Annotated in this window: 17 protein-coding genes; 11 read left to right on the top strand and 6 right to left on the bottom strand. The window is 68.8% G+C overall.

What is annotated here, in order from left to right; translation table 11 throughout:
• Nucleotides 1-64 precede the first annotated feature (64 nt).
• From OM977_RS02545 to OM977_RS02535, 3 genes are read left to right on the top strand one after another with little or no spacing between them, the layout of a single operon-like run.
• Entirely contained in the window at nt 65-1,501 is a 1,437-nt protein-coding gene (locus tag OM977_RS02545) for an ABC transporter permease (RefSeq protein WP_442960687.1), read from the top strand.
• A gap of 50 nt (nt 1,502-1,551) precedes the next feature.
• Nucleotides 1,552-2,688 (top strand): ABC transporter ATP-binding protein, encoded by a 1,137-nt coding sequence (locus OM977_RS02540; protein ID WP_442960713.1) that lies wholly within the window; start codon nt 1,552-1,554, stop codon nt 2,686-2,688.
• Nucleotides 2,689-2,748: 60 nt separating this feature from the next.
• The gene (locus tag OM977_RS02535; protein WP_264355991.1) at nt 2,749-4,677 is read left to right on the top strand and encodes a glycogen debranching N-terminal domain-containing protein; all 1,929 of its coding nucleotides are present in this window, start codon (nt 2,749-2,751) and stop codon (nt 4,675-4,677) included.
• Nucleotides 4,678-4,725: 48 nt separating this feature from the next.
• Here the strand turns inward: OM977_RS02535 and OM977_RS02530 are convergent, their stop codons facing one another.
• Complete coding sequence (locus OM977_RS02530) at nt 4,726-5,325, bottom strand: YdeI/OmpD-associated family protein (RefSeq protein ID WP_264355990.1); 600 nt, start codon at nt 5,323-5,325, stop codon at nt 4,726-4,728.
• An 89-nt stretch (nt 5,326-5,414) separates the two neighbouring features.
• On the opposite strand from OM977_RS02530, the gene OM977_RS02525 reads away from it, so the two are divergent.
• Nucleotides 5,415-6,173: a VOC family protein gene (locus tag OM977_RS02525; RefSeq protein WP_264355989.1), complete on the top strand. Its 759-nt coding sequence runs from the start codon at nt 5,415-5,417 to the stop codon at nt 6,171-6,173.
• A 19-nt stretch (nt 6,174-6,192) separates the two neighbouring features.
• On the opposite strand, the gene OM977_RS02520 is transcribed toward OM977_RS02525, so the two are convergent.
• The 5 genes from OM977_RS02520 to OM977_RS02500 all read right to left on the bottom strand — a co-directional run bounded on the left by OM977_RS02520 (nt 6,193) and on the right by OM977_RS02500 (nt 13,635).
• Nucleotides 6,193-7,395 (bottom strand): M20 family metallo-hydrolase, encoded by a 1,203-nt coding sequence (locus tag OM977_RS02520; protein WP_442960712.1) that lies wholly within the window; start codon nt 7,393-7,395, stop codon nt 6,193-6,195.
• Between the two features lie 69 nt (nt 7,396-7,464).
• The gene (locus tag OM977_RS02515; protein WP_264355987.1) at nt 7,465-9,216 is read right to left on the bottom strand and encodes an amidohydrolase; all 1,752 of its coding nucleotides are present in this window, start codon (nt 9,214-9,216) and stop codon (nt 7,465-7,467) included.
• Between the two features lie 19 nt (nt 9,217-9,235).
• Nucleotides 9,236-10,663, bottom strand: coding sequence for a gamma-aminobutyraldehyde dehydrogenase (locus OM977_RS02510; protein WP_264355986.1), 1,428 nt, complete (start codon nt 10,661-10,663; stop codon nt 9,236-9,238).
• A 12-nt stretch (nt 10,664-10,675) separates the two neighbouring features.
• Nucleotides 10,676-12,301: a thiamine pyrophosphate-dependent enzyme gene (locus OM977_RS02505; protein WP_264355985.1), complete on the bottom strand. Its 1,626-nt coding sequence runs from the start codon at nt 12,299-12,301 to the stop codon at nt 10,676-10,678.
• Entirely contained in the window at nt 12,298-13,635 is a 1,338-nt protein-coding gene (locus OM977_RS02500; RefSeq protein ID WP_264355984.1) for an MFS transporter, read from the bottom strand. The genes OM977_RS02505 and OM977_RS02500 overlap by 4 nt, the downstream gene beginning before the upstream one ends.
• A gap of 204 nt (nt 13,636-13,839) precedes the next feature.
• Here OM977_RS02500 and OM977_RS02495 point away from each other — a divergent pair, with 204 nt between their 5' ends.
• The 7 genes from OM977_RS02495 (at nt 13,840) to OM977_RS02465 (ending at nt 20,270) form a co-directional block, all read left to right on the top strand.
• Nucleotides 13,840-15,021 carry a PucR family transcriptional regulator gene (locus tag OM977_RS02495; RefSeq protein ID WP_264355983.1) on the top strand — a complete coding sequence of 394 codons (1,182 nt, stop codon included), beginning with the start codon at nt 13,840-13,842 and terminating at the stop codon, nt 15,019-15,021.
• Nucleotides 15,022-15,152: 131 nt separating this feature from the next.
• Nucleotides 15,153-16,517: an MFS transporter gene (locus OM977_RS02490; protein ID WP_264355982.1), complete on the top strand. Its 1,365-nt coding sequence runs from the start codon at nt 15,153-15,155 to the stop codon at nt 16,515-16,517.
• Nucleotides 16,514-16,984 (top strand): RidA family protein, encoded by a 471-nt coding sequence (locus OM977_RS02485; protein ID WP_264355981.1) that lies wholly within the window; start codon nt 16,514-16,516, stop codon nt 16,982-16,984. The genes OM977_RS02490 and OM977_RS02485 overlap by 4 nt, the downstream gene beginning before the upstream one ends.
• Complete coding sequence (locus OM977_RS02480; RefSeq protein ID WP_264355980.1) at nt 16,981-17,613, top strand: RraA family protein; 633 nt, start codon at nt 16,981-16,983, stop codon at nt 17,611-17,613. Before OM977_RS02485 ends, OM977_RS02480 begins: the two co-directional genes overlap by 4 nt.
• 44 nt (nt 17,614-17,657) lie before the next feature.
• On the top strand, nt 17,658-18,197 hold the full coding sequence (locus OM977_RS02475; RefSeq protein ID WP_264355979.1) for an NUDIX hydrolase family protein: 540 nt from the start codon (nt 17,658-17,660) through the stop codon (nt 18,195-18,197).
• A gap of 128 nt (nt 18,198-18,325) precedes the next feature.
• Entirely contained in the window at nt 18,326-19,495 is a 1,170-nt protein-coding gene (locus OM977_RS02470; RefSeq protein WP_264355978.1) for a DUF6707 family protein, read from the top strand.
• Nucleotides 19,496-19,544: 49 nt separating this feature from the next.
• The gene (locus OM977_RS02465; protein WP_264355977.1) at nt 19,545-20,270 is read left to right on the top strand and encodes an SRPBCC domain-containing protein; all 726 of its coding nucleotides are present in this window, start codon (nt 19,545-19,547) and stop codon (nt 20,268-20,270) included.
• The last annotated feature ends 25 nt before the right edge of the window (nt 20,271-20,295 follow it).

Here is a 20,295-nt window from a genome sequence, read left to right as displayed (position 1 = left end):
TGTAGCAATCCTTGCGGTCCTGATCGCGGCGTTCTCACTCGTTCCGCTCGGTTACGTTCTCGTGATGACCGCCGCCACCGGGTGGGACACCGCGGTCGCACTGATCTTCCGTGAACGCGTGGGCGAGCTGCTGCTGAACACAGTGCTGCTCATGGTGTTCACGGTGCCGCTGTGCCTTCTTTTCGGCGTCGGCGGCGCCTGGCTGGTGGAACGCACCCAGCTCAAGGGCCACAAATGGTGGGCGGTCTTGCTCGCGGCCCCGCTGGCCATCCCCGCCTTCGTCAACAGCTACGCCTGGGTCTCTGCCGTCCCTTCACTCGGCGGCCTGTGGTCCGGCGTCCTGATCGCCACGCTCTCATACTTCCCGCTGGTCTACATTCCGGCCGCCGCGACCCTCAGCCGGCTGGACCCGGCGATCGAGCAGTCCGCCGCCTCGCTGGGCCTCGGCGCGTGGCGGACCTTCTTCCGGGTGGTGCTGCCGCAGCTGCGGATCGCGATGACCGGCGGCGCGCTGCTTGTCTCACTGCACCTGCTGGCGGAATACGGCGCCTTCGCCATGATCCGCTTCGACACCTTCACCACCGCGATCATGGTGCAGTACCAGTCCACGTTCAACGGCACCGCGGGAAACATGCTGGCCAGCGTGCTGGTGTTCTTCTGCCTCATCCTGCTGGTGCTGGAGGTCCGCGGCCGGGGCAGCGCCCGGTACGCCCGGATTGGTTCCGGCGCCCAGGCCCGGGCACTGCGGCTGCCCCTGCACGCCTACCAGCTCCCGGCCCAACTGGCCTTGCTGGCCCTGACCGCGTTGGCGTTCGGGCTGCCGCTGACGTTCGTGCTCCGGTGGATCGTCGCGGGCGGTCCGGACATCTGGGCCGGGGAGGAATTCCTGCCGGCCCTGCTGCAGACGCTCGCCTACGGCCTCGCCGGCGCCCTGGCCACCACGGTGGTCGCCTTCCCCATGGCCTACCTCGCGGTGCGGCACCCCAGCTGGTTCAGCAAGGCCTTGGAACTGTCCAATTACGTGACCAGTTCGATGCCCGGGATCGTGGTGGGCCTGGCCTTCGTGACCGTCAGCATCCGGCTCGTGCCCGGCATGTACCAGACCGCGGGCGTCCTGATTGCCGCCTACGTGCTGCTCTTCCTGCCCCGCGCCCTGGTCAATATCCGCTCCGGGCTGTCCCAGGCGCCCAAGGAACTCGATGAGGCCGCGCAGGCGCTGGGCAAGCCGCCGCTGCTGTCCTTCCTGCGCGTGACGCTGCGCCTCACTGCCCCCGCCGCCGCCGGCGGCGCCGCCCTGGTGTTCCTGGCGATCGCCAATGAACTGACGGCAACGCTGCTGCTCTCGCCCAACGGCACCCGCACGCTTGCCACCGAGTTCTGGAGCAAGAGCAGCGAAATCGACTACGCCGGCGCGGCGCCATATGCCTTGCTGATGATCCTGATCTCGGCTCCGATGACCTACCTCCTTTTCCAGCAGTCCAAGAAAGTAGCGGGACAGTGACCGAAACTTCGCCCTTGCGCGATGCCCCCTCCCGGCTGCCGGAACCCCGGATCGCCGCGTCCGTGGCGACCAGCACCAACAGCCACCTGGAGATTGACTCGGCAACCAAGAACTTCGGGTCGCAGGCCGTCCTCCAAGGCGTCAACCTTTCGGTGGCCAAGGGCGGGACCACTGCGATTGTTGGGCCCTCTGGATCCGGCAAGACCACGCTGCTGCGGCTCATCGCCGGCTTCGAGCATCCCGATACGGGAACCATCTCGCTCAACGGCAGCAAGGTGGCCGGCGACGGCGTCTGGGTCCCCGCGCACAAGCGCCACGTCGGTTACGTGGCGCAGGACGGTGCCCTGTTTCCGCACCTGAGCGTCGGCCAGAACATCTCGTTCGGCCTGGACGCCGCCAAGCTCCCGGGCGGCCACCGCGGGGTCAAGACCCGGGTCGCCGAGCTGCTGGAGATGGTGTCCCTCGACGCGGCAATGGCCAAGCGCCGGCCGCACCAGCTCTCCGGCGGGCAGCAGCAGCGCGTCGCCCTGGCCCGGGCACTGGCCCGCGAACCCGAACTCATGCTGCTGGACGAGCCGTTCTCGGCCCTGGACGCCGGGCTCCGCGTGGCCACCCGCCGGGCGGTCGGCAAGGTCCTCCACGACGCCGGCGTGACCACGATCCTGGTGACGCACGACCAGGCCGAGGCGCTGTCCTTCGCCGACCAGGTGGCGGTGATGCGCGGCGGGCGGCTGGCGCAGATCGGCAACCCCTTCGTCGTCTACACCCGCCCCGCGGACCGCGCCACCGCGGAGTTCCTCGGCGACGCCGTCATTCTGGATGCCTGGATGGAAGGCTCGCTCGCCACGTGCTCGCTCGGCGGGATCCCCGTGCGCAGGCCCCCGGCGCAAGGCCGGGTCCAGCTCATGCTGCGCCCCGAGCAGATCCGGATCGCCGAGGACGGGCCGATCCGCGGCGTCGTGGTGGACACCGATTACTTCGGGCCGGAAACCACGGTGCGGCTCAAGCTCGCCGTCCCGCCCGTCCTGGCCGAGGGCGCCGTGGCAGACCACCGTTACCCCGGCGGCGGCGAGATCATCACCATCCGGCACTGGAACGCCTCGATCGCCCGTCCCGGCACCGAGTTATGCCTGCGGGTCGTGGGCGAGGCCGTCGCCTTCCCGATGGACGACGCGGCGCCGAAGTAGAAGCCGCCGCGCCCCGCGCGTTCCGTTGAGCCCGTCCCTACCCCGGCATAGGGTTGGCGCATGACTGTTCAGCCAGCGCTCCACCGCCAGCACTGCTCCATTGCCGCCCCCACCCAGCTGTGGCTCGACGCCGACGGCCGACTCGGGGGCACGGACAGCGCGGCGGCCACAGGAGTCGGTTCCGCCGACGCTGCCGCCGCGGGCGCGGGCTGGTTCACCGGGCTGCTGCACGGCGACACGCGCATGCTGTGCCGCGCCGAGGTCCGCGTCAACGGCATGGCGCCCGAACCGGCCTCGGTTGAGGCGGAGGCCGGCGGAGTGCTGCGGGTCCGCGGCCTGGTCCGCGGCATCCCCGGACCCACGGAGGATCCCGCCGTCGAACTCGTGCAGACGTGGACCGTCACACCCGGCGTGGTGCGCCACACCCTGCAGGTGAACACCTCGTTCGACGCCCTCGACGTCGAAATTGAAGTGCGGCTCGCCGCCGACTTCACCGACATGGCCGCCATCCGGCTCAGCCGGTTCCGCCAGCCGTTCGCGCCGTTCGCCGCGGACGACTCGGCCCTGCGCTGGCGGGACGGCGCCCGGACCCTCACGGTGGCCGCTTCGGGCAGCGTAGCCGCGGGAGAACGGCTGCTCTGGCGTGGCACCGCAGGGCGCGGGCGGCCCTTCGAAGCCGAATGGCAGGCCGTCCTGGCGGACACCGAGGACGCCGTCGTGGCCGCGCGGCCGCCCACCTCGCGGCGGCCCCGCGCGGAGCCGTCCGGTGCGCTGGGCCTGCTGCTGGACAACGCCCTCGATGAACTGGCCGGGCTCCGCCTGGCCTCCCGCCAACTGCCCGACGCCCCCTTTCTGGCCGCGGGAGCGCCCTGGTATTTCACCCTCTTTGGACGCGATTCGCTGTGGGCGGCACGCCTGCTGTTGCCGCTCGACGCCGGACTCGCCGGCGGGACGCTGCGCACCTTGGCCGCCTTCCAGGGCACCGGGAACGATCCGGCCGCCGCCGAGGAACCCGGGAAGATCCTGCACGAGCTCCGTTCCAAGGAGCTGGTGCTGGAAAGCCAGGGCCTGCGCCTGCCGCCGATCTACTACGGCGCCGTGGACTCCACCCCGCTGTGGCTGTGCCTGCTTGGCGAACTGGGCCGTGCCGGCACCGATGACAGCACTGTCCGGGCGCTGCTGCCGAACGCCGCACGGGCGGCGGAATGGTTGCTGGCCGCGGGAGACGCAGGCCATGCCGGCGCCAACGGCGGCTTCCTTAGCTACCAGGACACCACCGGGCACGGGCTCAGCAACCAGGGCTGGAAGGACTCAGGGGACGCCATGCAGTTCCGCAACGGCCGCCAGGCGGACGGCCCGATCGCGCTCTCCGAAGTGCAGGGCTACGCCTATCAGGCAGCAGTGGAAACCGCCGAGTTGTTCGATGCCTACGGCGAGCCCGGCGGACAGGCGCTGCGGGACTTCGCCGAAGCCTTGAAGCAGGCATTCCGCGAGCGCTTCTGGATGGAGGACGAAGGCGGGCTGTTCCCGGCCATGGCCCTCGACGGACACGGCGACCCGCTGGACGTGCCGGGCTCCAACATGGGACACCTGCTCGGAACCGGGATCCTCGACGCCTCGGAGTCGAGGCTGGTGGCGGACCGGCTGCTCAGCCCTGAGTTGTTCTCCGGCTTCGGGGTGCACACGATTTCGCGCCGGGCCGCCGGCTTCTGGCCCTTCAGCTACCACTGCGGCTCGGTCTGGAGCCACGATACGGCCATCGCTATCCGCGGGCTGCTCGCCGAAGGCTTCCTCGCCGAGGCCCGCATCCTGGCCGAAGGGCTGCTGCAGGCAGCCGCCTCGTTCGACCACCGGCTGCCGGAACTGTTTGCCGGTGTGCCCTCCGACGAATCCGGGCGCGCAGTCCCGTATCCGGCATCCTGCCATCCGCAGGCGTGGTCCTCGGCCTCCGCCGTGGTGATCGCGCAGGCCATGGGCGTGGGGTTCTGACCGGACCGGCTGAAATATTCCGGCGCGAGCTTGGTCCGGGCCCTGCCCTCAGGAGCCTGACGGACGCTTGACCTGCGGATACGGCGTCTCATTGCGGGCCAGCATCGCCACGAAGCCGGCGATCTTCCGCTCCCGCGTCGCTGCCTGCTTGACCGCATTCGTCCGGTAAATCAGCGCGTACCGGTTGACGGAGGTCAGGACGTCGAACATGGCTTGGGCCCGGGGTTCGGCCGCAATGGCCGCCGCGAGGTCCGCCGGCACCACCGCCGTCGCAGACCCGGAATAGGCGGCTTCCCAGCGGCCGTCCGCCTTAGCGCCCTCGACGGCGGCGCGCCCGGCGGGGGTCATCCGGCCGGCGGCCTCGAGGCGACCGATCCGGTCCACGTTCCGTTCCGACCACACACTCTTCGGCCCCCTCCGGGTCATCCGCTGGAACGAGCTCTCCTCGTCCCGGCGCCTGCCCTGGCCGTCGATCCAGCCGAAACAGAGCGCCTCCTGCAGCGCCGCCTCATAGTCCAGTTCCGTCACCGAGCCGCCCTTCTTGTGCAGCACCAGCCACACCCCAGGGCTGTCCGCGTGATGCCGCTCAAGCCAGGCGCGCCACTCGGCGGCGTCCTTCACCAGCAGTTCCTCAAGTTCAACGGCCATGGCACCATTGTGCTCCACCCTGACCACGAGCACGATTTGATGGCACGATATCCGTGAAAGCCGGATCTGTCCCAACCTAAGGAGCAACGATGCTGCGAGTTCGCCCGGTCCACTTCACCTCCCGCCTCGATGGGTGGGAGGGGCTGCTTACCTCCCTGGGCATGGTCAAGACTGTAGACGAACCCACCTGGCGGGAGTTCGACGCCGGTTCCGGTCGCCTCGCCCTCCACTTCGTCGAGCAGGGCGCCGGCGAGGACGGCACCACGTCCTTCGGTGTTGAGGTGGGCGACCTGCAGGAATTTGCCCGGCGTACCAAGGAGGCCGGAGAAGCCGACGGCGGCACCACCGCGGAAATCATTGACGCGGACCACGGCCCCTCCTGCCGCGTCACGGCCCCGGACGGGTTCAGTTTCCTGGCCGACCCGGCCACGCGCGCCGCCGACGGGAGTTGGGTCGGGTCCGCGGAAGCGGACCCGGGCCTCGCCGTCGTCGTCGTTTGGTTTTCCGAGGACGCCGTTGCGGCGGCCCGAACCCTGCGCGACGTCGGCGCCGTGGCCCGTCCGTACCCGGGCAGCAGCGACCCAGACAACGCGGAATCCGAAGCCTTTACGGCGAAGAACGGCGGGATTTTGATGGTCGGCGCCGTCACCGGTCCGGGCCGCGCCGGCATGGGCTTTGAATACGCCGGTGACCTGCACGCGCTCCGTGAACGCCTCAGCGAAGCGGGACATGAGGTGAGAGTGAGCGAGGAAGCCGGCATCCCCACCCTGCACGTGGCCAGCCCGGATGCGGCTGGCACCTCCGCCCGCCCGCCGCTCTGGATTTCAGCGGCACCCGCAACGGGCTGAACCGTTTCCGCCGCGGCGGTCAGTCCTCCAGCACTCCGTTGCAGAGCCGGTTGACCACCTCGGTGAGCATGGTCAGCCCGGCCACGATGTCCGCGTCCGTGGTGTACTCGTGCTCGTTGTGGGAGATCCCGTCCACGCTGGGCACGAAGAGCATGACCGTCGGGACTAGGTCCTTCATGTTGGTCGAGTCGTGGCCGGCCAGGGTCATCACCTGCTTGTTCGCCAGACCCAGGTCCGCCGCCACCTTGGCTGCAAGCTCAACGCCCTCGGGCTGGTACGGGGTCACGGGCCAGGAGTGGGCGTGGTGGCGCTCCACCGTGACGTTCGCCAGCCGCTCAATCTCCGGAATCCGCCGGTGCAGCAGGGCGTCGGCCTCGGCCAGGACGGCTTCATCGGCGCTGCGCAGGTCCAGCAGCAGGCTGACGCGGGAGGGCACCACCACGGGCGAGTTCGGGTAGACGGTCAGCTGCCCCACGGAGGTATGCAGGACGCCGGGGAAGGTGTCCGCGAGTTCGCGGGCGGCCACCACCATCATGGACGCGCCCAGCAGCGCGTCCTTCCGGTCCGCGATCACGGTGGAGCCGGTGTGTGCCTGCTCGCCGTGGACCACGAACTCGTATTTGTTGGCGGCCCAGTTGGAGTTCACCAGGCCGATCGTGATTCCTTCGCGCTCCATGCTCCGGCCCTGCTCAATGTGGATCTCGGCGCAGTATGCGGCTTCCGGTCCCTCGTAGTCGCCGCGGCAACCGATCGCGTCCAGGGCTTCGAGGACGGAGACTCCGGCTGCGTCCGTGGTGGCCAGCGCGGTCTCGAGCTCGAGTTTTCCCGTGTAGACGGAGGAGCCCATCATGGACGGCTTGAAGCGGGAGCCCTCCTCGTTGAACCAGTTGACTACCGCGATGTTGAACCGGGGCTGCCCGTCGGCTCCGGCGGTGGCCCACTGCTCCACGAGCCGGAACGCAGCGTGCGCTGCTGCCAGCACCCCGTACGCGCCGTCGTAGCGTCCCGCCGTCGGCTGGGAATCCATGTGGGAGCCCACCACCACGAACGGAGCGCCCGGCACGGCCTCGTACAGGCCCCACTGGTTGCCGGCGCGGTCGAACCGGACGGTGAAGCCGCGGGCCTCCAGCAGGCCGGTAAGCCATTGCCGCTGCTGGCCGTCCGGGGCGCTGGCGGCCTGCCGTTCCACGCCGCCGTTCTCGGTGGCGCCGAACTCGCTCATGATGTGGAAGTCCCGAACGAATGCGGCGTCGCGGGTGCTGAAAGTGCTCTGAGTGGTCACGGTGTTCCCCTATGAACGATTGGTAGCTGTGCTGAAGTATGGAGTGGTTGCGGCGGGTTCGTCCGATGGCCGGAGCTGCATGCCGGGGGTCCGGAACGTGAAGGTCCCCCCGACGGCGGTGGCGAGGACCTGGAGCTCCGCGATGCTGCCTGCAGAGAGCGGAGACCCGGACAGGATGGTGAAGTCGGCCAGCTTTCCTGCGGTCAGCGAGCCTTTGACGCCGGAGGTGCCGGTGGCTGCGGCGGCTCCGGTGGTGTAGGCCGCCAGGGCCTGGAGCGGGTTCAGCCGCTCGTCCTGGTTCCCGAAGACGGCTCCCGAGGCGGTGCGCCGGTCCACGAAGGCCTGCATTCCGCGGAGCACGTTTCCGTCTGCCACGGGGCGGTCGGAGCTGCCGGCGAGCGTCACCCCGGCTTTGAGGAACGACGCCGCACGGTACGCCCAGCCGAGCCGTTCCGGACCGAGCGAGGCGGTCATGCCGTCCCCGCCGTCGAAGAAGAAACTGGCCTGCGGCGTGACGGCGATACCGGCGGCGGCGAGCCGGGGAAGCTGTTCCGGCCTGGTCATCGAGGCGTGTTCGATTCTGTTGGGCACGGCCCGGGGCCCGTATTTCGCCGCGCAACCGGAGATGATGTCGATCGCGAGGTCAACGGCGCGGTCGCCGATGGCGTGCGCCGCGATCGACCAGCCCGCCGCGTACGCGGCCTCGATTTTGTCCCGAAGCGCCTCCGGCTCGGCCTGGAAGTAGCCGGTGTTGCCCGTATTGTCCGTCCCGCCGTGGCTGCAGTAGTCCTGGCTGACCGCGGCCGTTTCGCCGAGCAGCGAGCCGTCCAGGAACACCTTTGCCGGGCCCAGGGACAGGAAGTCGCCGCCGAATCCGCTGGCGATGCCCAGGTCCAGGCCGGCCGGTGCCGCGCCTGGCGGGTGCGGTCCGCCGAGCGGGTGCAGCACATCAAGGACCGGCATCAGCTGCGCCCGGGCGTGAAGCCTGCCCGCGGACGCCGCCCGCTGGTAGGCGGCCAGCTCCACCGGGCTGTGGCCGATCCAGCCGCCGCCGATCCCCGCCTCGGTGAAGCTCGTGATGCCTTCCGCGGCGTAGTAGCTGGTGGCCCGCTCCAGCGCGGCTTCGATGGCCTCGGACGAGTACGGCAGGATCAGCTGCTGGACCAACTGCTGCGCCGTTTCCTGGACCAGCCCGGTGGGGCGGCCGCCGTCGTCGCGGACAATCACGCCGCCGTCGGGGTCCGGAAACGACGCCGGTTCGGCGCCGGCCAGCCGGAGCGCTGCGGTGTTGACGACGGCCATGTGGCCGGAGTTGTGCCGCATGAACAGCGGCCGGTCCCCCGTGATCCGGTCCAGGACGGTGATGTCCGGAAACTCGCCGCCGTGCTGCTGCTGGCTGAAGCCGGTGGCCAGGAGCCAGTCCGGCGCCGGTCCGCTCCCCGCGGTTGCCGCGGCCTCCGCGGGACTGTCTGCCGCCATGCCCGCTTCGAGCAGGGCGTAGAGCTGGTTCAGTCCGCGTGCGGCGGAGACGTCGAGTTCGCCGAGGCCCAGCCCGAACCAGGTGGTGTGGCAGTGGGCGTCGATGAAGCCGGGGGTCACGGTGGCACCGCCGAGGTCCAGGACCTCGGCGGCTTCGAGCCCGTCGAGGTCATTGTCGAGCCCCACAATCCGGCCCTGCCAGACTCCCAGTGAGGTGGCATGCGGGCGGCGCTCGTCCATGGTGATGATGTCCGCGTTGCGCAGCAGCAGATCGAGTTTCATGGGTTACCTAGCGTGGTTCTCAGCGGTGGGAGGTGGTGACTGACTTGATGCGGGTGTAATCCTCCAGGCCAAAGACGGAGAGGTCCTTGCCGGTGCCGGAGTGCTTGAAGCCGCCGTGCGGAGCCTCGGCCGGGATCACCTGGTGGCAGTTGATCCAGACGGCGCCGAAGTCCAGCTCGTTGGACACCCGGGTAACGATGCCGTGGTTGTCGGACCAGACGCTGGAGGCCAGAGCGTACTTCGTGCCGTTGGCGAGCTCGATGGCCTCCTCCTCCGTGGCGAACGGCTGAACGGTAACCACGGGCCCAAAGATCTCCTCGCACACCACCTCGTCGGCCTGGAACACGCCGTCGATCACGGTCGGCTCGAAGTGGAAGCCGGCGCCGGTGCGCTTTCCGCCGGCGAGGACTTTTGCGTTCGCAGGCAGCCGGGCCATGAACCCCTCCACCCGGTCCAGCTGCGCTGCACTGTTCAGCGGCCCGAGATCCGCGGCGTCCCCGCCGACCTTCAGCGCTGCGGCCGCCGCGGCGAGCGCGGCGCCGAACTCGGCGTGGATCGATTCCGCCACGAGCACCCGGGTCACGGCGGTGCAGTCCTGCCCGGCGTTGAAAAACGCACCGAGCGCGATCTCGCGGGCCGCCAGGTCAATGTCGGTATCGGCGAAGACGATCGCCGGCGCCTTGCCGCCGAGTTCCAGGTGGACGTCCTTGAGGGTCTTCGACGCCGCGGACATCACCTGCGCCCCGGCCCGGGTGGAGCCGGTGATGGACACCATTTCCGGGATGTCGTGCTCCACCATGGCGGCACCGGTCCCGCGGCCGCCGCAGATGATGTTCAAGACGCCGGCCGGGTAGGCCTCCTGTGCCAGCTCACCCAGGACTAGCGTGGACCAGGGGGTGGTGTCCGCGGGCTTGAGCACCAAGGTGTTGCCGGCGGCGAGCGCCGGTCCGATCTTCCAGATGGCCATCATGAACGGGTAGTTCCACGGGGTGATCTGGGCGACGACGCCGAGCGGTTCCCGCCGGACGGTGGAGGAGAAGCCGCGGACGTATTCGGTCTGCGCGGTCCCGGACACCACCCGGCAGGCGCCGGCGAAGAAGCGCAGCTGGTCGGCGCCGCGGAGGATTTCGATCTCTCGGGTGACCTCGCGGGGCTTGCCGGTGCAGGCCACCTCGGCATCGAGGAGCCTGTCCACGTTGGCTTCGATGAGGTCGGCGAGTTTGAGCATCATGGCCTGGCGTTCGGCCGGGGTGGTCCGCTTGTAACTCTGGAAGGCGGTGTTGGCGGCCTGGAACGCGCGGTCCACTGTGGCGGCGTCGCTGTCCGGGGCGGTGCCGAGCTGGACTCCGGTGGCGGGGTCGAAGAACGGCAGGGTGGCCGCGGCCGAACCGTCAGCGGCACTGCCGTGGACGATCTCACCGTTGATGATGTTGTGCAGGGTGATCATGGCGGGCTCCGGTCAGTTGCTGGCAGTTTTGGGTGAGCGGGTGGTGGGATCCTGCGGGAGGTGCAGGACCGCGGGCAGCCCGGATGCAACGGCGCGGCGGAAGGCTGCGCCGAAGTCCTCGGCCTTCTCCACGCGTTCGCCGTAGCCGCCGTAAGACCGGGCCAGCGCGGCGAAGTCGGGGTTGGTCATGTGGGTTCCCGAGGGGCGGCCCGGGTAATGTCCCTCCTGGTGTTCCCGGATGGTGGCAAAGATGCCGTTGTCCACCACGAGGGCGATGAACTTCCCGCCGTGCCCCATGGCCGTCGCAATTTCCTGGCCGTTCATCAGAAAGCAGCCGTCACCGGCCACGGAGATCACCTGGCGGCCGGGGTAGGCCAGGGAGGCAGCCACCGCCGCCGGGATCCCCATGCCCATGGCACCGTTGCGGGGCGCGGCGAGTGAGTTCGCGGTGTTGTGCTTGAGGTAGCGGGCCGGCCACAGCGAGTGGTTCCCGGCCCCGTAGGTGATGACGGCGTCGTCGTCCATTTCCTGCTTGAGGATTTCCATCACGACGGCGAGGTCCACTCCGGTGCCACCGTCCGGCCGCGCGGCGGAGAACTTTTCGTAGTCCGCGCGGGCGCCGGCCAGCCAGCCGGCCGCCGGTTCCACTGCGGATTCCGTGGCGGCGAGCGCCCGGGCGAAGGGCGCGACGTGGGCGGGAATGTGCTGGTCCAGCCGGCCGAAGTGGCCCAGCAGGTCCGCGTCGGGGTTGACCACCACGGTGACGGCATCCAGGCCGCGCTTGTAGCCGTCAGAGAGCACATCGGCGCGGACGCAGCCGACGAACACCAGCAAGTCGGCCTCGTCGAGTCGGCGGGCGTTGGCGTCGCTGCGGGCGTAGCCGAGGTACCCGGCGTAGGAGTCGCTGGCGTGCGGGACGGCGTCGTAGGCGCGGAAGTCCGCGAGCACGGGGACGCCGTGGCGGGAGGCCCACCCGGCCAGGGCGTCGGAGGACTCCTGGTCCCAGCCTTCGCCGCCCACCACGATCAGGGGCTTCCGGGCCCCTGCCAGCTTCGCCTCGAGACCGGCGAGATCTGCCGCTGATGGTTCGGTCCGGGCGGCGGTGCGCGGCTCCACGGTGCCGGATTCAATGGCATGGACAAGGACGTCTTCGGGCAGGCCGATCACCACGGGACCCGGGCGGCCGCTGAGCGCCGTGAAGATGGCGTCGTCCACCACGCGGGCCGCGGAGGCGGCGTCGTCGAGCGTCACGACCTTCTTTGCCGTGCTGCCGAACCAGGCGTTGATGTCGAACTCCTGGAACGACTCCCGGCCGCGGTCCGCGACCGGGATGAGGCCGACGAACAGGATCATCGGGGTGGCGTCCTGGTGCGCGGTGTGGATGGCGATGAAGGCGTTGGCCGCGCCGGGACCCCGGGTCACCATGGCGACGCCCGGAAGCTCCGTAAGCCGGCCCTCGGCGAGGGCCATGAACCCGGCGCCGCCTTCGTGGCGGGTCACCACGGTTTCAATGGAGGATCCGTGCAGGCCGTCCAGCACGTCCAGGAAGCTCTCTCCGGGGACGCCGTAGACGCGCTGGATGCCGGCTCGTTCCAGCTGGGCAACAATCAGGTGCCCGGCGGTGGTTGTAGTGCTCAATGCTTCATTCCCTTTTCTTCAATGCTCAGTGCGGGGAGGAGGATGCCGGACAGTGCGGTCAGCACGGACACGACCAGCAGGATGATGGCACCCGGCCAGAACGAGTTGCCGTTCGCGGCCACGAGGGCGGTGGCGATCAGCGGCACGAAGCCGGAGATGACGCCGGCGCTGTTGGAGGTGATGGCAACGCCGGTGTAGCGGACCTTCGTGGCGAAAAGCGCGGTGAGGGCCGTTCCGGACACGGCGTACGGGACGGACAGGGTGCACACGCCGATGATCATGGCAAGGATTACCAGGGCGGGGATGGCGGTGTCGATGGCCAGGAACACCGGGACGGCCACGAGCGCGGACGCCACGCCGCCCCAGAGGATGACCTTGCTGGCGCCGTACTTTTCGCCCATGCGCCCGGCCCAGATCAGGACGAAGATCTCGAAGACCGCGGCGAGGAGCGAGCCCAGCAGCAGGGTTTCGTAGGGCATCTTGAGCACCTTGGTGCCGTAAAAGACCACGAAGCTGGTGATGAGGTAGAAACCGCCGATGCCCAGCAACGCGGAGCACATGCCCACCAGGATCTGGCGCCAGCTCTTCGTCAGCACGCCGCGGATGGGGGCATGCTCGGTCTCGCCGGACTCCATGAGCGCTTCGAATTCCGGGGACTCGCTGAGCTTGCTGCGGATCCACATGGAGACGGCCAGCAGCGGGAGCGCCGCGATGAACGGGATGCGCCAGCCCCACGCGTCGAAGTTGGTCTGGCCCACCAGGTACAGCATTCCGAAGAAGCCGCCCGAGGAAAGGATCGTGCCGATCGGGGACCCGATCTGCGGCAGGGCCGCGTAGCGGGCCCGCTTGGCAACGGGGGCGTTTTCGACGGCGATGATCACCGCGCCGCTCCATTCGCCGCCGACGGCGAGGCCCTGCAGGATCCGCAGCGCGACCAGAAGGACGGGAGCCGCCACGCCGATGGTCATGTAGTTGGGCAGGAGACCGATCAGGCCGGTCACGACGCCGATGCCCACGATGGTGACCATCAGGATCTTTTTGCGGCCGATCTTGTCGCCCAGGGAACCGAAGATGAAGCCGCCGATCGGGCGGGCCACGAACCCAACCGCCAGGGTGGCGAAGGAGCTCATCGCCGATACGAAGGGGTCCTGGGACACGAAGTACTGCGCGTTGAACACCAGTGCCGCGGCGGTGGTGAACAGGAAGAAGTCGTACCACTCCAGCGCCGTTCCGACGAGGGCCGCGAGGGCGACTTTCTTGGCCACGCTCTCATCGACTGGCCCTGGCGACTGCGGGCTGGGGATGGTGGTGGCGTTGCTTGCGCTGCTTGCCATGTTTACTCCAAAGAAATGTGACTGGTCTTTGCTGGTGCCGGTGCAGCCCCACCCCGTTCGGCGAAAATGCCGTCGGTGGTGCTCCAGGCGGAGGGTGCCGGGGGGTGTGATTGGGCTCACCCTTGTTCTTCGTTCAATTCTGCCAGTAGCTTTTTCCAAAAAAACTAGCAGTGCGCCCCGCATTCCGGGCCCTAGAATGTGAAAATGCACAATTTCCAATCGCCGGGCGCGGAGTTCCGCTGGAGTGAGCTGGTGGACCAGCTGGAAGGACGGCTGGACATCCTGGCCCAAGCATTCACCGCCCGGGTCCGGCAAATTCCGGAATACGGCGAAAGCCAGGTGACTGTCCTCGAAATCCGGGACACTGCACGGGAAACATTCCGCCGGCTCATCCACGGGCTGCGGGGCGGCCCGGAGGCCAGGGCACGGGACGGGCTGCTCGCCTTCGCCTCGGACCTCGGCTCCAAGCGGGCACGCGCCGGAATCCCGCCGGAGTCTTTGACGTCGGCCGTGCGGCTGGACTTCAGCATCCTGTGGGCCGATCTCCTGGAGATCGCCGCACCGGAGGATGCGGGCCTGCTCGCTTCCCGGGTGGATCTGGTCTGGCGGGTCGTCGACGAGTTCGCCACCCGGACCCACATGAGCTACCTGACGGAGCGGGTGCGCATGGCCCAGGAGGAGTCCAGCATCCAGCACGAATTCATCGCGCGGCTCTTCAATCAGAGCACGCCCTCGGCCGAAACGTCCTCGCAGGTCGGCTCCGCCCTGGGCATCGGGCCGGATTCGCGGTGCGGCCTCCTGGCCGCCAGCGGCGAAGCCGGGGCACGGCTGCGTGCGGCCGCCACCCAGTTCGGCTCCGGCCAGCGCCGCTACAAGCTGTTCCTGCACGAATCAGGCGGGAATACCTACCTGTTTTGGCCTCTGCTTCCTGGCCGGCCCAGGGAAACCCGGAGTGCGCCGCCGCTGCCGCCGCTCCTTGCCGACATTCCGTGCGGCTACGTCCCGGAGGTGCACGGGCTGCGCGGCCTTCCCGCCGCCGCCCGCACTGCAGAGAGCCTCGCGGCCCTGCTCCGCCCGGGCGACGCCGGTCCCCTGTCCGCCGATGCGGCGTGGACCCGCCTGGCCCAGCAGAACCTTCAGGACGCCGGCCTCGACCTCGCCGCCCAGCTGGAGGAGGACATGGCGGAATGCCGCGGCGGGGAACGCGAGCGCCTGATGGAAACCGTGCAGCACTACCTGTCCACCGGGAACATCACGGCCACGGCCGAGCAGCTCTTCTGCCACCGGAACACGATCCTGAACCGGCTCAACCGCTTCCAGGAACTGACCGGAATCGACTTGGCCGTTCCGGCCCAGGCCGCCCGGCTGGTGGTCGCTTGGGCCTAGCGGTTGTGTAAACACACACATTCGGCCCTTCTTTGGTGGGGTTTCCGCCATTGAGGTGTGATCACCAACACAGAATAGTGGCTACTACCTTGCACCGGACAATCGTCCCCGCACCCCATCTGGAGATATTGATGGCTCAATTGGTAGAAACCACATCCCACGCGGCTGCCCGGCTGGACCTGGCCAAAATGCGCAAAATTGCCCTCGCCAGCGTCATCGGCACCACCGTCGAATGGTACGACCTCTTTGTATTCGGCACAGCATCCGCGCTGGTGTTCAATAAGATCTTCTTCCCCAGCTTCGACCCCATCGTGGGCACCATGCTCGCCTTCGGCACCTTCGCTTCGGCCTACATCGCCCGCATGGTCGGCGCCATCATCTTCGGCCACTTCGGGGACCGGCTGGGCCGGAAGTCCATGCTGCTGATTTCGCTGCTGACCATGGGCGCAGCCACCTTCGCCATCGGTCTGCTGCCGGACTACAACAGCATCGGCATCATGGCGCCGCTGCTGCTGCTCTTCCTGCGCGTCATCCAGGGCCTGGCCCTGGGCGGCGAATGGGGCGGCGCCGTCCTGATGACGGTGGAGCATGCTCCCCCGTCCCGGCGCGGGTTCTACGGTTCCCTGGTCCAGGTGGGCGTCCCCGCCGGTACCCTGATTGCCAATGTCGCGTTCCTCATTGTCGCCTCGAGCGTCAGCACCGAAGCCCTCCTCAGCTGGGGCTGGCGCATCCCGTTCCTGGCCTCCGCACTGCTCGTGGCGGTGGGCATCTACATCCGGCTGCACATCGAGGAAACCCCGTCCTTCCAGGCGGTCAAGGACGCCGGCGCCAAAGCCAAACTGCCCTTCGCGGCGCTGATGGCCAGGTACTGGAAGCAGGTCATCCTCGGCGGTGTCGCCACGCTGTCCACCGGCAGCACGTTCACGCTGCTCGTCGCGTCCGGCGTGTCCTACGGCAAGAAGGAACTGGGCCACTCGGAGGCCCTCATGCTGTGGGTGGTGCTGGCCGCTTGCGCCCTGTGCTTCGTCCTGATCCCGTTCTTCGGCCAGCTCTCTGACAAGTACGGCCGCAAGCCGATCATCTACGCCGGCGTTGCCGCGGAGGCGGCCCTGGCCTTCCCGATGTTCTGGCTGATGGACACCAAGTCCGTGCCGCTGCTCTTCGTGGCCTACCTGGCCATGATGACGGCCTTCGCTGCCAACTACGGCCCGATCGCGACGTTCCTGGCCGAGCTCTTCGGGTCCAAGGTCCGCTACTCGGGCCTGTCCGTCGCCTACATGCTCTCCGGGCTCCTCGGCAGCGCGGCCACACCGTTCATCACCACCTGGCTGCTGGGCGTGACCCACCAGAGTTCCTCCATCGCCTGGTACATCATGGCCGCCTCCCTCGTGTCGCTGGGCGCCTTGTTTGTCCTGACGGAAACCCGGCACGGCAACATCGACGCCGTCGATATTGCCCCCGCAGAAGCCTCCACCGAAGCAGCGGCAGCCAAATGACGGTGCTTCCCGCCGATCGTGCCGCTGTCCTTCCCGTTGGGGGCCGTGTCCGCCGGATCGCGGAGATCCCCGGCGGCGCGGCCGCCGTCGGCCCTTTCTCGCAGGCGGTCGTCGCCAACGGCTTCGTGTTCACTGCCGGCCAGATTCCCGCGATCAGCGGGCTGGATGACCAGCCGGACACGTTCGAGGATCAGGTGCGGCAGACCATTGTCAACCTCCGGTCCGTGCTGGAGGCGGCAGGGTCCGGCCTTGAGCACGTGGTCAAGGTCAACGCCTATCTCACCGATCCCGGCCGGCTCGAGGACTACAACCGCGTCTACTCCGAATTCTTTGGAACGGCCAAGCCGGCGCGGACAACCGTTTGCGTGAGTCTCTGGGGCGTTTCGCTGGAAATCGACTGCGTCGCCGTGGTTGCCGGGGACGCGGTGCCGGGTACAGTTCCCGACGCCGCCGCGGAGGCGCTGTGAGCGCCCCGCTGGTCGAAGGGCTGGTCGACGGGCTCGCCGAGGGGCTCGCCGCCGTCAGTTACCCGACGATCGGGCATTTCCTGGAGGACGGATTTGTGGACCCGGCCATCCGATCGCTGCTCGACGGCGTCAAGGTGGCCGGCCCCGCCGTCACGGTCCGCATCGCGGACCATGACGCCTTCGCCATGAACCGCGCCCTGCTGGAGCTGTATCCCGGCGCCGTGCTGGTCGTGGATATGTCCGGTGACCACCGGCATGCGCCGGTAGGCGCTGTCACCGCGGCGGCGGCCACCGCGCAGGGCGCCGCCGGCGTCGTCGTCGACGGCGTAGCCACCGACATCCTGGAACTGCGCGCCACCGGCCTGCCGGTCTTCGCCCGCGGAACCTCGTGCCTGACCACCAAGCGCGTGCACAGCGGCGGCTCCGCCGTGAACGTCCCGGTGCAGTGCGGCGGCATCCAGGTCAATCCGGGCGACTGGGTGCTCGGGGACGACAACGGCGTGATCGTCCTGGCGCCGCAGGCGGCGGCCGATGTCCTGGCGCGGGCGCTGGCCTCCGACGCCGCCGAACCGGCGCTGCTGGCACGGATTGCGTCCGGCGAACCGCTGGACTCGGTGCTGGCGACCTGAGGGACGGCGCGGGGAACGGGTCAGGGATGCGGTAGAACTTAACCATGAACGTTCGCACTCCTGACCCGAATCCCGGCTGGCTCTCCGAAGACGACTTGTTCGAGGCGCGGGGGCGGCTGCCGATGGTCTACGTCGAGGCCGTCCCAGTTCGGCTGGATCCGCTCGGGTTTGTGAATGAAGTCGGCACGCTGCTGCAGGCCGACGAGGACGGCAACATGATCCGGTCCCTCGTGTCCGGCCGCGTGCTCTACCGCGAGACCATCCGCGCCGCGCTCCTGCGGCACATGGAGAAGGACCTCGGCCCGCTGGCGTTCCCGCAGCTGCCCATCAGCCCGGTCCCGTTCACCGTTGCCGAATACTTCCCCGCCCCGTCCCACACCGGATTCACGGACGACCGCCAGCACGCTGTCGCGCTGGCGTACATCATCCCGGTCACCGGTGAATGCACGCCGCGGCAGGACGCCCTCGAACTCACCTGGATGACCCCGCAGGAAGTGATGAGCTCGGATGTGCAGCTCGAATTCAGCGGCGGCCGCGGGGCGCTGATCCGTCAGGCACTGGCCTTCGCAGGCGTCGGCAACTGACGGCCGCCGGGCGGCCCAGGCCTGCCCGGCCGAGTCCCCGGGACGCTCGAGGCAACCCCGGCGTCCCCGACTTCACCACCTGCCTTTGTAGACTGTTGGGCGGACCATAAGAGAATTAAGGACCCCCGATGACCCACCCGCGAGCCTCCCGGAACTACAGCGCACAGCAGGCTGGATCTCTGCGGACCGGCGACCACCTGCTCCTTCCGGACGGCAAACGCTCCGCAGAGATCCAGCGTGTGGACGTCGAAACGGACGATTTCGGCACCCCCGCGTTGGTCCTCGCGACCCTGACCGGCGGCGGAATGCTGCGCATCGCTGCCGGTTCCGCCGTCACGGTCCTCGCTGCCCCCGAGGACGTAGCCGCGGCTTCCGAGGCGTCCGAGGCTTCCGCTCGCGGCGACCGTCCCGCCGCAGGCCAAAGTCCCGCCCAAGGGGACGGGCGCGCGGAGGCTCCGGGCCGCATCGCCGGCGGCAGCGGCACCGTCGACGACGGCACCGGCAGCGCTGGCAGCGTCAACGACGGCACCGGCAGCGCTGGCAGGGTGAAGGAAGACGCCGCAGAGGGCGCCCCCACTCCGGAATCCCCCGCTGTAGCCGCCGGCAATCCCCCGGCGGCGCCCGCCGTCGTCGTTCCTCCCCTGCCTGCTTCGCCGCCGGCAGCGAGCGGCCCAAGCGAGGAGGACCTGGCACTGATCCCGTCTACCGAAGGAACATCGGAGTCCGTGGTGGCAGCGGCGGCGGAGGCACACCCGGACGCCGTGGGCGTGCAGTTGCTCGCCGAGCGGCTGGCCAAGGGCATCAATCCCAAGTCCGGCAGCTGCCTCAAGGACCTCAGCGATCTGGCGCACGAGCTGTTCATCCTCCGCAAGGACGCCGAGAACGCCCTCGCCGTCGCCGACCTGCTCAACGTCCTGCCCTTCGACGGGAACCCCGGCCGGTGGGCATCGGTGGAGGCGGCCCTGGCCCTCTCCAGCTACATCTGCCGCAGCCTCGGGCAGGAGGAACGTGCCAGCGTCTACGAGAAGTTCCTCCGTACGCCGGACACCATGGAAACGGACCCGTTCAAGGCCCGGATCAACGCCAAGGTGCGGCAGCGCTCGCTCAACGAACCGAACCTGTACGACAAGGAAATCTTCCGCTCGATCGACAACTCGAACCCGGATGCGGAACGGGAATGGCGCCTGCTGCGGCTGGAGGCGCTGATGTTCCTGCGCGCGCACGGAGGCTCGGAGACGATCGGGGCTCCGGAGCTGGAGCGCCGGATCGGCAACGAACTCGAGTCTGTCCGCGCCTGACGCCCGCTTGGCCCTAGCCCCTTGCGGCCGGTCGTTGTAGATTCGCCCCATGACGAACAATCTGAGCGTTGTGATCAACTCCGACGCGCAGCAGGTCTGGACAATGCTGCGCGAACCGTCCAAGGTGGCACAGTGGCACGGCTGGCAAGCTGATGATCAGGCCGCCGAGATCAACGAGATCTACTTCAGCCCCAACGTGGTCGAAGGCGCGGACCACACCTCCCTCGTGGTCGACGGCGGCGACGTCTTCACGCTGAAACCCGTCTCCACCGGCACCGAGGTCAGCGTCACCCGCGCCGCGATCGACCACAACTCCGAGTGGGCCGCCTGGGATGAGGACATCACCCAGGGCTGGCTGACCTTCCTTCAGCAGCTCCGCTTTGCCTTGGAGCGGCATCCCCACGGAAAGCGCCGCACGTTCTTCTTCTCTGTTCCCGGCACCGAAGGCTCGGTCATCGAGAAGCTGGGCGTCGACGATGTGCCGGCGCCGGGCGAACCCTATTCTCTGACCCTGGCCACCGGCGAGGAAATCACCGGCAAGGTGTGGTTCCGGAGCAACCATCAGGTGGGTCTGACGGTTCACGACTACGCCGAGCACGGCGAAGGGCTCGTGATCGTGGCGGACCAGCCGTCCATCCCGGACATCCGGCCCGACGGCGGCTCCCTCGTGATCGTTTCGACCTACGATCTGGGCGCCCACCGGCTGGAGGACGTTCGGAAGCACTGGGACAAATGGCGGGCTGAGAACTACCCCACATCCGACCCGCTGCACTAAGGGTTGCCAGCTGTTAGCTGGCACA

The sequence above is a fragment of the Pseudarthrobacter sp. MM222 genome, assembly GCF_947090775.1.
Taxonomy (GTDB): domain Bacteria; phylum Actinomycetota; class Actinomycetes; order Actinomycetales; family Micrococcaceae; genus Arthrobacter.
The sequence above is the reverse complement of the archived record's forward strand: the minus strand, read 5'-3'. Positions and strand labels throughout refer to the sequence as shown.

What these genes read in the sequence shown, in the direction of transcription:
- OM977_RS02520 (WP_442960712.1), bottom strand. Translation starts at nt 7,395, where the DNA reads ATGAGCGAGTTCGGCGCCACCGAGAACGGCGGCGTGGAACGGCAGGCC.
- OM977_RS02525 (WP_264355989.1), top strand. Translation starts at nt 5,415, where the DNA reads ATGCTGCGAGTTCGCCCGGTCCACTTCACCTCCCGCCTCGATGGGTGG.
- OM977_RS02500 (WP_264355984.1), bottom strand. Translation starts at nt 13,635, where the DNA reads ATGGCAAGCAGCGCAAGCAACGCCACCACCATCCCCAGCCCGCAGTCG.
- OM977_RS02535 (WP_264355991.1), top strand. Translation starts at nt 2,749, where the DNA reads ATGACTGTTCAGCCAGCGCTCCACCGCCAGCACTGCTCCATTGCCGCC.
- OM977_RS02485 (WP_264355981.1), top strand. Translation starts at nt 16,514, where the DNA reads ATGACGGTGCTTCCCGCCGATCGTGCCGCTGTCCTTCCCGTTGGGGGC.
- OM977_RS02490 (WP_264355982.1), top strand. Translation starts at nt 15,153, where the DNA reads ATGGCTCAATTGGTAGAAACCACATCCCACGCGGCTGCCCGGCTGGAC.
- OM977_RS02545 (WP_442960687.1), top strand. Translation starts at nt 65, where the DNA reads ATGACCGCCGCCACCGGGTGGGACACCGCGGTCGCACTGATCTTCCGT.
- OM977_RS02495 (WP_264355983.1), top strand. Translation starts at nt 13,840, where the DNA reads ATGCACAATTTCCAATCGCCGGGCGCGGAGTTCCGCTGGAGTGAGCTG.
- OM977_RS02530 (WP_264355990.1), bottom strand. Translation starts at nt 5,325, where the DNA reads ATGGCCGTTGAACTTGAGGAACTGCTGGTGAAGGACGCCGCCGAGTGG.
- OM977_RS02465 (WP_264355977.1), top strand. Translation starts at nt 19,545, where the DNA reads ATGACGAACAATCTGAGCGTTGTGATCAACTCCGACGCGCAGCAGGTC.
- OM977_RS02510 (WP_264355986.1), bottom strand. Translation starts at nt 10,663, where the DNA reads ATGATCACCCTGCACAACATCATCAACGGTGAGATCGTCCACGGCAGT.
- OM977_RS02470 (WP_264355978.1), top strand. Translation starts at nt 18,326, where the DNA reads ATGACCCACCCGCGAGCCTCCCGGAACTACAGCGCACAGCAGGCTGGA.
- OM977_RS02515 (WP_264355987.1), bottom strand. Translation starts at nt 9,216, where the DNA reads ATGAAACTCGATCTGCTGCTGCGCAACGCGGACATCATCACCATGGAC.
- OM977_RS02475 (WP_264355979.1), top strand. Translation starts at nt 17,658, where the DNA reads ATGAACGTTCGCACTCCTGACCCGAATCCCGGCTGGCTCTCCGAAGAC.